The sequence below is a fragment of the Streptomyces sp. NBC_00076 genome (assembly GCF_045041235.1).
In the GTDB taxonomy this organism is placed as follows: domain Bacteria; phylum Actinomycetota; class Actinomycetes; order Streptomycetales; family Streptomycetaceae; genus Streptomyces.
The window spans coordinates 4,300,382-4,313,244 of record NZ_CP108242.1; the positions used below are offsets into that span (position 1 = coordinate 4,300,382).

Below are 12,863 nucleotides of genomic sequence, written 5' to 3' on the forward strand. Positions count from 1 at the left end.
CTTTGCCGGGCCTTTGCCGGTGGGCCATTCTTGCAGCCCCGCGCGGCACGGACTCGTCAGGTATCCACAGAGACGGTCAGACAATCACAGTGGCTCGGAAGAGTGTGCCCGCCCCCGACACCTCGGCCTTCTCGCCCGCCGGTACGAACACGGACTGCCCGGCCGTCAGCTCGTACTCGCCCGCGCGTACCGACCCGGACGCGCAGAGCAGGATCTGTGGGGTCGCGCGGGTGAGGTCGTGGGCGGCGGCGCCCTCGGGCAGGACGTACCGGGAGAGCCGGAACTCGTCGATCGGGGTCTCGTAGACCTCCTCGTCGTCGAGTGAGGCCTCGGGGCGCAGCACGCCGGGGTCGCTCGGTTCGAAGCGGACGATGCGCAGGAGTTCGGGCACGTCGACGTGCTTGGGGGTCAGGCCGCAGCGCAGGACGTTGTCGGAGTTCGCCATGATCTCGACGCCGAGGCCGTTCAGGTACGCGTGCGGGATGCCTGCGCCGAGGAACAGTGCCTCGCCGGGCTGGAGTCGGACGTGGTTGAGGAGCATCGCGGCGATGACGCCGGGGTCGCCCGGGTAGTGGTGGGCGATGTCCGCGTAAGGGGCGTAGGTGCCGCCGAGCCGGGTGCAGGCGGAGGTGGCCGCGGTGACCGTGCGGGCCATCTCGTCCGGGTCGGCGGTGAGGATCGCCGTGAGGACCTCGCGCAGGGCCGCGTCCTCGGGGCGGGCGTGCAGCAGGTCGACGTACGGCTTGAGGGCGTCGACGCCGAGCCCGTCGAGGAGGCCGGCGGCCTCGGCCGGGTCACGGAAGCCGCACAGGCCGTCGAACTCGGTGAGCGCGCAGATGAGTTCGGGCTTGTGGTTGGCGTCCTTGTAGTTGCGGTGCGGGGCGTCGATGGGAATGTTCCGGCGTTCCTCGTCCGCGTAACCCTCCTTCGCCTGCTCCAGGTCGGGGTGCACCTGGAGGGAGAGCGGGGCGCCGGCGGCGAGGATCTTGAGCAGGAAGGGCAGTCGCGGGCCGAACTTGGCCACGGCCGGCGCGCCCAACTCTCGTTCCGGGTCGGCCTCGACGACCTCGACGAGGGTGCCGCGCCCGGTGCGGGAGGGTGCGCCCGGGTGGGCGCCCATCCACATCTCCGCCTGCGGCTCACCGGTCGGCTCCACGCCGAGCAGTCGCGGGATCGCGGTGGCCGAACCCCAGGCGTAGGGGCGGATCGTGTTGTCGAGGCGGTCCATGGGGTTCTTCCTGCCGGTTCTGTGCGTACGACTTCTCTGTGTGCACGGCTTCTGCGTGCCGCTTCTGCGTGCATTGCTTCTGCGTTCACGAGTTCTGTGTGCGTACGACTTCCGTACGCACGACACCGCTGTGCCTACGGCGGTCAAGGCGTCCTGGGCAAGATCAGGGCCTGGAAGCGAGCGCCAGGTAAACGGCGGCGAAATCCGTCATGGCGATCAGTTCCGCGAGGGTCTCCAGTTCACCGCCTGATTCCGGCTCCAGTTCACTGATCGGTGTGTCGTGGGTGAGGGCCAGTTCGCGGGCGCCGGGGGCGGCGGTGAGGCCGCCGATCGGGCGGTCGCGGAGCAGCACCACGCGCGCGTGCAGGGCGGGCGCTTCCTCCACGCGGTCGCGGAAGAAGTCGTCGGGGTCGGCGGCGGCGGCCAAGGTGCCCGCGAGGAGGGCACTGTGGGCGGCGAGGGCCTCGGGCAGTTCGGCGACGACCGCCGGCGTGCCGGCCAACTCGGCGAGGGCGGCGGCGAAACGGCGCCCGGCGGGTCCCCCGGAGGTGCCCTCGGTCCAGATCACCGGGAGGGTGTCGGCGAGCTCGGCGGCCAGGGTCTTGGCCGGGTTGCTGTAGGTCGCGATGGCGGGACCGCAGCGCTCGGCGACGCGGTCGAGGCGGTCGGCGACCTTGCTGAGGGCGTCCGGCGGAGCGGTGAGCAGACCGGTTCGGTCGAGGATCGCGAGCAGTGGCGTGAGCAGCGCCCACAGGATGCCGGGGGCGGACGCGGCGGGGAGTACGTCCTGCTGTTCGTCGTACGGGGCGGTCGCCAGCGGCACGAAGAGGCCGTGGGCGCCGTCCACCGCCTCGGTGAGCGGAGTGCGGGCCGGGGCCACGGCGACGACCGTGCAGCCCCGTCGGTACGCCGCTTCGGCGAGCAGCGACAGCCCCGGTTCGGTGCCGTCGGGGGTGGCGATCAGAAGCAGGTCCACGGAGCCGGCCCAGCCGGGCAGTTCCCAGCGCAGGGCGCCCGCCGCGGGGGCGACGCCGGTCGGAGCCAGGCGGATGACCGGGCTGCCGGGGCCCGCGAGCGTGCCGAGGAGGTCGGCGACGCAGACGGCGGCGGTGCCGGGGCCCGCGATGAGGACGGCGCGGGGGCGGCCGTCCGGTTTGAGGTCGGGTACGCCGGCCTCGGCTGCGTGCCGGGCGGCGGTGCGGACGCGGGCACCGGCCTCGGCGGCGCCTCGGAGCAGGCCGCGATGGTCGGCCTCCGCGAGTGCCTCAGGGGTGTCGAGGAGCGATTCGTCGAGCATGGGCGGCAGCCTCCGGTGGCCGGGTTCGTCGGATGCGCGGGTCTCCGGGTCGCCAGGTGGTGGCTCAGGCGGGGCGGCGGGCCTCGTCGACGAGGAGGACGGGGATGCCGTCACGGACGGGGTACGCCAGGCCGCAGTCCTGGCCGGTGCAGATCAGCTCGGTGTCCTGCTCCGTGAGGGGGGCGTGGCAGGCCGGGCAGGCGAGGATCTCCAGGAGGCCGGCTTCGAGCGGCATGGGGTGTCCCTTCGGGGCGGGTTCGCGTGCGCTTGCGTGTGCGGATGTGCCTGGTCAGGGTACCGCCGGGAACGCGGGGTGTGGATGCCGCAGCGGACCGGGGTTCGTGGGCGACCGGTGCGGGCGTGGCCGGCCGCCGAGTTGGCCCTGCTTTGCCGGTGCCCGTCCCCTCCGCCGGTGCCCGTCCCTTCGGACGGGTACCGGCGGCGCTCAGCCTCGGATGATCCGCCTCAGCCTCGGATGATTGCCAGAACCTCGTCCCGCACCTTCGTCATCGTCGCCTCGTCCCTGGCCTCCGCGTTCAGCCGCAGCAGCGGTTCCGTGTTGGAGGGACGGACGTTGAACCACCAGTCGGCCGACGACACCGTCAGGCCGTCCAGCAGGTCCAGCTCGATGCCCTCGTGGCCCTCGTACGCGGAGCGCACCGCGGTGAGGCGGCCCGCCTGGTCGTCGACGGTGGAGTTGATCTCGCCGGAGCCGGCGTAGCGGTCGTACTGCGCCACCAGGGCCGAGAGGGGGCCCTCCTGACCGCCGAGGGCGGCCAGGACGTGCAGGGCGGCCAGCATGCCGGTGTCGGCGTTCCAGAAGTCCTTGAAGTAGTAGTGCGCGGAGTGCTCGCCGCCGAAGATCGCGCCGGTCCTCGCCATCTCGGCCTTGATGAAGGAGTGGCCCACGCGCGTGCGGACCGGTGTGCCGCCCTGCTCCTTCACGACCTCGGGCACCGACCAGGACGTGATCAGGTTGTGGATGATCGTGCCCTTGCCGCCGTGCTTGGCGAGTTCGCGGGAGGCCACCAGGGCGGTGATGGCGGACGGGGAGACCGGGTCGCCGTGCTCGTCGACGACGAAACAGCGGTCGGCGTCGCCGTCGAAGGCGATACCGAGGTCGGCGCCCTCGTCGCGGACGCGCTTCTGCAGGTCGACGATGTTCGCCGGGTCGAGGGGGTTGGCCTCGTGGTTCGGGAACGTGCCGTCCAGTTCGAAGTACATCGGGACTACGTCGAGCGGTAGGCCGGCGAAGACCGTGGGGACGGTGTGGCCGCCCATGCCGTTGCCCGCGTCGACGACGACCTTCAGATGGGAGGGGCCCGAAGCGCCTTCCCTGGTAGGGCGGTGGTGGGAGCCGGACGTCAGGTCGACGAGGGAACGGAGGTAGGCGGCGTAGTCCTTCAGCGTGTCCTGCGTCGTGATCGTCCCCGGTGCCGCGGCCGGCTCGGGGGCGCCCGACTCGCTCCACTCCTCGACCAGTTCGCGGACCTCGGCGAGGCCCGTGTCCTGGCCGACCGGGGCGGCTCCCGCGCGGCACATCTTGATGCCGTTGTACTGGGCGGGGTTGTGCGAGGCGGTGAACATGGCGCCCGGCAGGTTCAACGCGCCGGACGCGTAGTACAGCTGGTCGGTCGAGCACAGGCGGATCTCGGTGACGTCCACGCCGCGTGCCGCCGCTCCGCGCGCGAAGGCACGCGACAGTCCGGGGGACGACGGCCGCATGTCGTGCCCCGTCACGATCGCGCTCGCCCCGGTCACCTGGACGAACGCGGCGCCGAAGAGCTCGGCCAGCGACTCGTCCCACTGGTCCGGGACGACCCCGCGCACGTCGTACGCCTTCACGAGCTGTGAGAGATCAGCCACGACCAACCCTTCTGAAAGTCCTGTAGGTCGCCCCAAACTACCCGTACCGACTGACAGTGCGCTGTGCGGTGGCCGAGTGGACTTCCGGCCGTAACCTCAGGTCAGACCAGCACAGGTGTGTCGTCAGGGCAGCATCCAGCCCAGCACCGGGGAACTCTGCCCGACCACGATCAGGCACATCACCAGGAGCAGTCCGGCGCTCCAGGGCAGCACCTTGCGCAGCAGGTCCCCCTCGCGGCCCGCGAGGCCCACCGCCGCGCAGGCGATGGTGAGGTTCTGCGGGGAGATCATCTTGCCGAGGACGCCGCCGGAGCTGTTGGCGGCGGCCAGGAGCTCCGGGGACAGTCCCGACTCGCGGGCCGCGGTCACCTGCAACGCCCCGAACAGCGCGTTGGCGGAGGTGTCCGAGCCGGAGACGGCCACCCCGAACCAGCCGAGGACCGGTGAGAGGAAGGCGAGACCGGCGCCGGCGGCCGCCACGAAGTGGCCGATGGTGGCGGCCTGTCCGGAGAGGTTCATGACGTATGCGAGGCCCAGGACGGACGTCACGGTCAGGATCGCGAACCTCAACTCGTGCACCGTGGACGCCCATTCCCTGACCGCCACGCGCGCGTGCACCTTGAGCACGACCGCTGTGCACACGCCGGCGAGCAGCACGAGGGTGCCGCCGGTGGACACGATCGGCCAGCTGAAGAGGTTCCCGCCGACCGGATCGCCGTCCGGGGTGACGACGTTCAGGAAGGGCCAGTCGTACGTCTGGGTCGTCCGGGCCAGCCAGTCCTTGACGGCCGGGATCTGCGCGACGGAGAAGATCGCGACGATCAGCGCGTACGGGGCGTAGGCGCGCAGGACTTCGCCGCGCGGGTCGGTCTCGTCCAGGTCCTCGCTGCGGGCCCCGGTCAGCACCGCCGCGCGGACGGGCTCGGCAGCCGGCCTGCGCGCGTGCGGTACGGCGACCAGGGCGCCCGCGCCCGCCAAAGCGGCCCCGATGTCTGCGAGTTGCGCGGAGAGGTAGTTCGAGGCGGCGAACTGCGCCGCGGCGAAGGCGGTTCCGCACACCAGGGCGGGCACCCAGGTCTCGCGCAGGCCCCTGCGGCCGTCCACCAGCCAGACCAGCACCAGCGGCACCACCAGGGCCAGCAGGGGAGTTTGACGGCCCACCACGGACGCCACGGTGTCCAGGGGCAGTCCGGTGACCTGGGCGAGGGTGACGACCGGCGTGCCCATCGCGCCGAAGGCGACCGGCGCGGTGTTGGCGACCAGCGCGACGACCGCCGCGCGCACCGGGTCGAAGCCCAGCGCCACGAGCATGACGGAACAGATCGCGACGGGCGCGCCGAAGCCGGCGAGGGCCTCCAGGAGCGCGCCGAAGCAGAAGGCGACCACAAGGGCCTGGATCCGCGGGTCGTCGGACAGCCGCCCGAAGGAGCGGCGCAGGATGTCGAAGTGCCGGGTGCGGACCGTCATCCGGTACACCCACAGGGCGTTGACGACGATCCACAGGATGGGGAAGAGACCGAACGCGGCTCCCTGGGCGGCGCTGGAGACCGTCTGCTCCAGTGGCATGCGGTAGGCGAGCCAGGCGACCAGTACGGCCGCGAGGAGGCCGGTGAGGCCCGCCAGGTGCGCCTTCACGCGGACACCGCCGAGGAGCACGAGGACGATCAGCAGGGGCAGTGTCGCCACGAGGGCGGACAGGCCGAGCGAGTCGGCGACGGGTTCCAGTTCCTGGACGTACACGGGCGGCTCCCCGGATTCCGTCATGCGGAAAGCGATTTCTCACTTCGGCTAACGGAATGGTCGTGTCCGCGCCAACGACACGTCAATGGGGTGTGCGTCATCCCGGTCATCCCGTCATCCCGTCATCCCCCAACCACCCTTCCCGTCATTCGAACGGAAACGGAACGGGACGGCCGTACGGACACGGGGCAGCCGTGCGGACAAGGGGCGGACCGTAGTCAGCTGTCCGGACTCGGCTGTCCGGACTCAGCTGCCCGGAATCAGTTGTCCGGCGAGCGCAGCACCCGCAGATGACCGCGGCGTGCGACCTCCATCGGGTCCGCCCCACGCCCTCCGCCGGCACCCCCGGCCGCGCGCTCCTGGGGGCGGGCCGCCTCGCGCACGGCGTTGGCAAGCGCTTCCAGGTCGTCGCCGCTGGGCCGGGCCGGAGCCGAGCCGTCGAGGAGGCGGACGACCTCCCAGCCGCGCGGGGCGGTGAGGCGCTCGGAGTGCTCGGCGCACAGGTCGTAGCAGTGGGGTTCGGCGTAGGTGGCGAGCGGGCCGAGGACCGCGGTCGAGTCGGCGTAGACGTACGTCAGCGTCGCGACGGCGGGACGGCCGCAAGCGGTTCGCGAACAGCGACGTACAGGGCTCACGACGTTGGACGGTACCGCACTCTTGAGCGGGCCGCGACGACTCTCCTCCAGGTCGCTGCACTGTGTCGTGCTGTGAAACGCCCCACACACTCCTCCGGGCACACCGCTCTGACCTGCACCGACACCGCTTTCCGAGGGGTCGGACGCTTTCGAGCACGGTCACCACTCGACACAAACCACGTCAATTGCCTGGAGATCGACGGTCGCGCAGAGATACGGAATCGAGCCCAACCTTGGCTGGAATGGTCAACTGCCGACATGCCGTGCGGGACGGACGGATGCCGTCGCGATGCCGCGTGGGGGTCGGGCACGCGCGCGTGGCGGGGACTACGCTTCACCAGTGATGGACAACCCCGCAACACCCCGTGCCGCCGGCCCCGGGCCCCGTCGTCGTGATCGCCACGGACGGGGCATGCGCGGCCCGATCGCCCCGCCGCAGGTGCCGCTCTCCGCGAGCCGTGCGGAGGCGTTCGCGGATCTGGTGCAGGACTCCGTGGAGCGGCTGGAGCGGCGCTGGCCGCAGCTCGCCGACATCGATTTCCTGGTGCTCGAAGTGCCGCGGCTCGACGGGCCCGGGGAGGTCTGGAACGACGAGGCGGTTCCCCTGGGCGGCACGATTCCCTCAGGGGAGGGACAGCGGGCCCGGGTGATCGTGTACCGGCGGCCGGTGGAGATCCGCACCAAGGGCCGGGACGAGCGGGCCGCGCTGGTGCACGAGATCGTCGTGGAGCAGGTCGCGGAGCTGTTGGGACTGACTCCGGAGACGGTGGACCCCCGGTACGGGGAGGACTGACCTCAGCCGGGTCCTCCCTCCCGGTCCGGAGCTACTTCTGCAGGACCGACAGGTCCTCGTCCGCTTCCGGTACCGACACCATCCCCCGGTCGTCCGCGAGGGTCTGGATGGTGAAGCCCGAGACGCCCCCCTCGGCGGCTGCGAGGGTGCGGGCCGCGTAGACCGGGCCCCCCGACAGCGGCTCCACCGTCAACGCGTACGTGCCCTTCAGGCCACTGGGGACCGGCGCCTCGACGTTCTGGGCAGTGCCCGCCTTGATCGTGAACGTCTTCGACGCGGGAGTGCCGCCGTCGCTGCCCGCCGAGGCGGTGACCTTGACCTTCGCGGCACGGCCCGGGGCGGTCAGGGCGAGCGTGGTGCCCTTGGAGCTGTTGTCGGCGGACGTGGCGCGCCGGCCGACGGCTGCGGCGGCGGGGATGAACGCCGTCTCCTGCTTGTCCCCCTTGCCGCGGACGATCCTCAGGGCGGCGACCACCGGAACGGACTGGTCGGTCGGGGTGAGGATCAGGGAGCCGGCCTCTCCCCGGGTGACGTCCCCGAGGTCGACCGCGGTCGTCATGCCCGCCTTCACGTGCAGCGTCTCGTTCCCGGCGGGCGTGATCGACCCGGTCGGGGAGGCCAGGCGCACCTTCAGGTCGGCGTCGGAGTCTCCGGGGGTGAAGGCGATCAGGCGTACGGCGGTGGCGTCCTTCGGGATGCCGGGCAGGACGAGACCGCCCGCCGGGTCCGTGGCCGCGGCCAGCCAGTCGCCGCCGAGCCGGTCGTCCAGCGCCTGCACGGACGCCGCCACGCGCCCGCTGCGGACGTTCACATGGACGGTGAGGTTCTCCTGCTTCGCGGCCGTGAGCGTGGACAGCAGCACCGGATCACTGGAGTGCGGCTGGACCGTGATGCCCTCCCCGACCGTGGTCTGCAGGGCGCCGTCCTTGCCGTAGAGCTCGACGTCGACGACGGCGGCGGAGTCGTCGGGGTTGGTGAGGTGCACGTAGTCGGTGCGGTCGGCGGCCGTGCTGGCGCCGGGGAACCAGAACTCCGTGTCCGGGGCGGTGCAGTTGACGCCCTGGAGACCGCGGCCCGTGCCCGCGGCGACCTCGGTGGTCTCCTGGAGGGTCCAGCCGGGCGCGTAACTGCCCTCGGCGGTGCCGAGGAGTGCGGGGCTGTCGCCACCGGAGACGTCCCCCGTGACCGGGGTGCCGGGCGCCTTCTGCGTCAGGACCGGCTTGGCCTTCTTCTTCGACGCGCCCTTGTCGTCCGCCGACTGCCCGGCGGCGGGCTGGAGTTCGCCCTTGCCGTCGCTCCCGGCGCCCTTGGTGACGGGCGTGAAGGACGTGTACGAGGTCTCCGCGAGGTCGGAGAGGCTGGGCGTCGGGCACAGCAGGCTGGTGCGTTCCACGGGCAGTTCGGCCGCCGTGCGCGCGGCGTTCGAGCCGGCGGCGTCCGGTGTGTCGAGGACGGCGAATCCGGTGATGGCGGCGAGCGCGGCGGTGCCGGCGATCAGGGACAGGGTGGTGCGGTTCACTGCTGGCTCCCGTCGGGGCGCTGCTCAGGGTCGGTGCCGTGGGGGTGCGGCGGCTGCTGCTCCTGCTGCTGCTGCTGCGCCGGGTCGTACGTGGGGTCGTAGCCCTGGTCGTAACCCTGCTGTGCGTACTCCTGGCCGTAGCCCTGGTCGTACGGCGTCTGCTGGGACTGGGCGCCGTACACGTACGGGTCGTACTGGCCGCCCTGGTACGGGTCAGCCTGGTAGGGCTGTTGGTCGTAGCCTCCCGCGGAGTACTGCTGGTGGGCGTCCTGGTACTGCTCGCCGCCGTAGCCGTTGCCGTACGGGGCGCCGGTGTGGCTCGGGGTGTCCCACTGGCCGTAGGACTGCTGCGGGACGGGGGCGGGCACGGGGGCCTCCCCCGGCGGCGGAGGCGGGAACTCGTCGGGTCGGCCGCCTTCTTCGGCCTCGGCCTGGGCGCGCAGACGGCGGGCGCGGCGGCCCTCGCCGGCGACGGCCTGGGCGGGGACGGCGGGCTCCTCGGGGAGGTCGTCGTCGACATGGCGGCGGCGGCCGGGCAGCGCCAGCACGACGAGGACGAGGGCGAGGGCGCCCTGCGCCCACAGCCAGGCGGTGTGCGTGAACGGGTCGTCGAAGGTGACGTCCAGCTTGCCGCCGGAAGCGGGGAGTTCGAAGCCCTGGGCCCAGCCGTCGACCGTGGTGCGGGGGAGCGGCCGGCCGTCCAGGGTGGCCGTCCAGCCCTCGGCGGCGGTGTCGGCCAGGCGCAGGACGCGGCCGTCGGCGCCGGACGGGATCGTGGTGTGGATGTCGACTGGACCGGCGGCGACGGGCCGCGGGGCACCGGACTCGGTGACGATGGTGGCGCGCGCCACCTCCTGGTCGATCCGCCACAGGCCGCTGCCGTCCTGCTGGCTGAGCCGGGACAGCCCCGGTGTGGCGTCCAGGACGCGGGTGACCTCGCGGGGCGCGCCCTTGTGGACGAGGACGTAGCGCACGGCGAACTTGCCGAGCTGGTCGGTCTGGTCGGCGCCGGAGCCGGCGACGAGGTTGGCGACGACCTTGTCGAGCCCGCTGTTCTCGCCGTCGGCCGCGGTGAGTTCGGCGTCGCCGAGGCGGGCTCCGGAGCCGCGGACCAGCATGTAGCCGACGTGGGCGGCGGAGTCGCTGTCGAGGACGAGGGTGCGGGCCTGGTCGCTGGTGCCGCTCTCCTCGGCGACGAACGCGGGCACCTGCACGGGGTCGCGCCGCTCCAGCGGTCCGTCGGCGCCGCCGATCATCCAGCCGGCGGCGACGAGCAGCGGGCCCGCGGCCGAGGCGAAGGCGATCAGCGCGGCGACCGGCTGGCGCCAGCCGAAGCTCTGCTCGGCCACGCGCGCGCGTGCCCCGTCGGCACCGAGAACGGCCGCCGCCAGGAGGGCGAGGCCGTAGACGAGGGTGGCGGGGCCGGCCCAGGTGGAGGCGTTGGACAGGACCGCGAACATCAGGCCGACGAGGGCCGCGGCCCAGGCGGTCCAGATGCCGAACTGCCGCTCGGTGCGCAGCAGGGAGGCGAGCGCGGCCAGGACCACGCCGATGAGCATCAGTCCGCTGACCGTGCCGGGGCCGCCGGGACTGATACCGAGCAGGTCCAGGGCGGTGGCGGCCGAGGAGCCGTACTCCAGGCCGGCTTCCCGGAAGAAGCCGAACGGGAGCAGGGTCAGCGACCAGGGCGCGAGGACGAGCAGGGGCACGCCGAACTGGGCCAGGAAGCGCAGACCGTAGGCGGTGATCTCGGCGCGACGCACGGCCAGCAGGCCGATGCCGAGGACCAGCGTGATGGGCCAGATGATCGGCGTGAACGCGGTGGTGACGGTCAGCAGCAGCGCGTACGCCCAGGTCGCCCGCCAACTGCCGCGCGTGCCGGAGGCGTTCGCGAGGCCGCTGGCCGCGATGCCCGCGCGCGCGATGAGCGGCAGCAGGACGGCCAGAACGGCGGTGCCGAGGCGGCCGCCGGCGAGGGCACCGGTGGCGGCGGGCAGGAAGGCGTAGACGACGGCGGCCCACGCGCGCAGGAGGCGGGACTCGACGAGCGGGCGGGAGGCGAAGTACGCGGTGAGGCCCGCCAGCGGGACCGAGCAGACCAGCAGGATCGTGATCGCGAGGCCGGTCGAGCCGAACAGCACGGACGCGATCATCGCGACGAGGGCGAGGTACGGCGGCGCGGACGAGGTGCCGCCGGCGCCCACGGTGTGCCAGGCGTCGAGGTAGCGGGACCACAGTTCACCGGAGTCGGCCGAGGCCGGCAGCAGGGCACCGCCCGCCAGCGCGCCGCCGCCGAGGAGGGCGCGGCAGGCGACCAGGGAGACCAGCAGCAGCATCAGGAAGAGCACCGGGCCGGGCTTGCGGGCGACGCGCTTGAGGCGGGCGAACTGCTCGATCTCCAGGAAGTCGGCGTCGTCGCCGCCGGGCCCGGACTCGATTCCGCCGCCGTGCCGGCCGGCGCCGGAGGTGGCCTCCGGGTCGGAGCTGCCGAAGAGGTCGCCGGCGGCCTGTTCGACCGTGGCGCGGATCGTCGCGCCGGGCGGCGGGAAGAGCGGCCGCGTCTCCTCCTTGCCGACGGAGGGACGGCCGCGCCTGCGGCGGCCGGCGAGGATCCGCTCGGGCCGCAGCAGGGTGCCCAACAGACCGCGGATCTCGTCGACGGCCTGTCCGGGGACCTTGCCGACGAGGTAGGCGACAGTCCGCAGCAAGGTGCCCAGGACGAGCCGCAGCAGCACCCAGGGCAGCACGGCCGTGCGCGTGTTGACGAGCAGGGTGTAGGCCGCGCCGGCCTTGTCGACCTTGTGCGGGGAGGCGGTGGTGCGGCCCGCGCAGTCGACGGCACGACGCTCGCGGGAGGCGGCCTCGGCGTGTCGTACGACGGCTTCGGGGGCGATCAGGACGCGGTAGCCGGCCGCGTGGGCGCGCCAGCACAGGTCGACGTCGTCACGCATCAGGGGCAGCCGGCGGTCGAACCCGCCGAGTTGCTCGAAGACGTCGCGCCGGATCAGCATGCCCGCGGTGGAGACGGACAGCACCGGGCGGACGTGGTCGTGCTGGCCCTGGTCCTGTTCGCGGCGGTCGAGGCCGGTCCAGCGGCGGCCGGAGTGGGCGATGGTGACGCCGACCTCCAGCAGCTGCCGGCGGTCGTACCAGCCACGGAGCTTGGGGCCCACGACGGCGACGTCGTCCCGGCCGAGTTCGTACTCGCTGTCCACGACCCGCAGCAGCTGGGCCAGGGCGTCCGGTTCGGGGGCACAGTCGTCGTGCAGCAGCCACAGCCACTGGACCGGTTCCCCGTGCGGGAGTTCCGGCATGTCGTAGGCGTCGTCGCGCCAGGTGCGGCTGACGGGGTCCCAGCCGCTCGGCCGCTTCAGGTACGGCAGCTCGTCGGGCGTGAGGGCGGGGGCGGTGCGGCCCGCCTCCTCGACGGCCTGGCCGAAGCCCGTGCGCCGGGCGAGATGCAGCACGCGGTCGGCGCCGAGGGCGTCGGTGACCAGCTGGGCGGAGTCGTCCGCGCTGCCGGTGTCGGCGCCCATGGCGAACTGCACGGGGCGCTCCTGGCCGAGCAGCCCGGCGAGCGCGTCGGGCAGCCAGCGGGCGCCGTCGTGGGAGACGAGGACCGCGGTCACCACATGGCGCGGAAACTCAGGTGTGGCAGCGGTGTCTTGCTGGGCTGCCGGGTGGCTGTGCACGGACATCGAGGTACGGGCCCCGGTTCGCTGGACTGCGGTGGACGCCTGTGCCCCGAGGGGGCAGCGGGGCGTCTCGGACGAGCGCCCACACTA

At 72.8% G+C, this 12,863-nt stretch carries 9 protein-coding genes; 1 reads left to right on the top strand and 8 read right to left on the bottom strand.

Annotation, left to right across the window (positions count from 1 at the left end):
* Positions 1 to 76: 76 nt before the first annotated feature.
* The 6 genes from manA to OHA64_RS19410 form a co-directional block, all read right to left on the bottom strand.
* Positions 77 to 1,228 carry a mannose-6-phosphate isomerase, class I gene (manA, locus tag OHA64_RS19385; protein WP_405614645.1) on the bottom strand — a complete coding sequence of 384 codons (1,152 nt, stop codon included), beginning with the start codon at positions 1,226 to 1,228 and terminating at the stop codon, positions 77 to 79.
* Positions 1,229 to 1,391: 163 nt separating this feature from the next.
* Positions 1,392 to 2,525 carry an SIS domain-containing protein gene (locus OHA64_RS19390; protein ID WP_405614647.1) on the bottom strand — a complete coding sequence of 378 codons (1,134 nt, stop codon included), beginning with the start codon at positions 2,523 to 2,525 and terminating at the stop codon, positions 1,392 to 1,394.
* A gap of 64 nt (positions 2,526 to 2,589) precedes the next feature.
* Entirely contained in the window at positions 2,590 to 2,760 is a 171-nt protein-coding gene (locus tag OHA64_RS19395; RefSeq protein WP_306980442.1) for a Trm112 family protein, read from the bottom strand.
* A 230-nt stretch (positions 2,761 to 2,990) separates the two neighbouring features.
* On the bottom strand, positions 2,991 to 4,397 hold the full coding sequence (locus OHA64_RS19400) for a phosphomannomutase/phosphoglucomutase (protein WP_405614649.1): 1,407 nt from the start codon (positions 4,395 to 4,397) through the stop codon (positions 2,991 to 2,993).
* Between the two features lie 117 nt (positions 4,398 to 4,514).
* Complete coding sequence (locus OHA64_RS19405; RefSeq protein WP_405624024.1) at positions 4,515 to 6,131, bottom strand: L-lactate permease; 1,617 nt, start codon at positions 6,129 to 6,131, stop codon at positions 4,515 to 4,517.
* 260 nt (positions 6,132 to 6,391) lie between these two features.
* A complete protein-coding gene (locus tag OHA64_RS19410) occupies positions 6,392 to 6,817 on the bottom strand; it encodes a DUF3499 domain-containing protein (RefSeq protein ID WP_405624025.1) in 426 nt (141 codons plus the stop codon).
* Between the two features lie 292 nt (positions 6,818 to 7,109).
* Here OHA64_RS19410 and OHA64_RS19415 point away from each other — a divergent pair, with 292 nt between their 5' ends.
* The gene (locus OHA64_RS19415) at positions 7,110 to 7,559 is read left to right on the top strand and encodes a metallopeptidase family protein (RefSeq protein ID WP_405624026.1); all 450 of its coding nucleotides are present in this window, start codon (positions 7,110 to 7,112) and stop codon (positions 7,557 to 7,559) included.
* A 31-nt stretch (positions 7,560 to 7,590) separates the two neighbouring features.
* Here OHA64_RS19415 and OHA64_RS19420 read toward each other — a convergent pair whose 3' ends face one another.
* Both OHA64_RS19420 and OHA64_RS19425 read right to left on the bottom strand, forming a co-directional pair.
* Positions 7,591 to 9,078, bottom strand: a complete 1,488-nt coding sequence (locus OHA64_RS19420; RefSeq protein WP_405614651.1) for a DUF5719 family protein — start codon at positions 9,076 to 9,078, stop codon at positions 7,591 to 7,593.
* Complete coding sequence (locus OHA64_RS19425; RefSeq protein WP_405614653.1) at positions 9,075 to 12,776, bottom strand: glycosyltransferase; 3,702 nt, start codon at positions 12,774 to 12,776, stop codon at positions 9,075 to 9,077. Before OHA64_RS19425 ends, OHA64_RS19420 begins: the two co-directional genes overlap by 4 nt.
* Between the last annotated feature and the right edge of the window lie 87 nt (positions 12,777 to 12,863).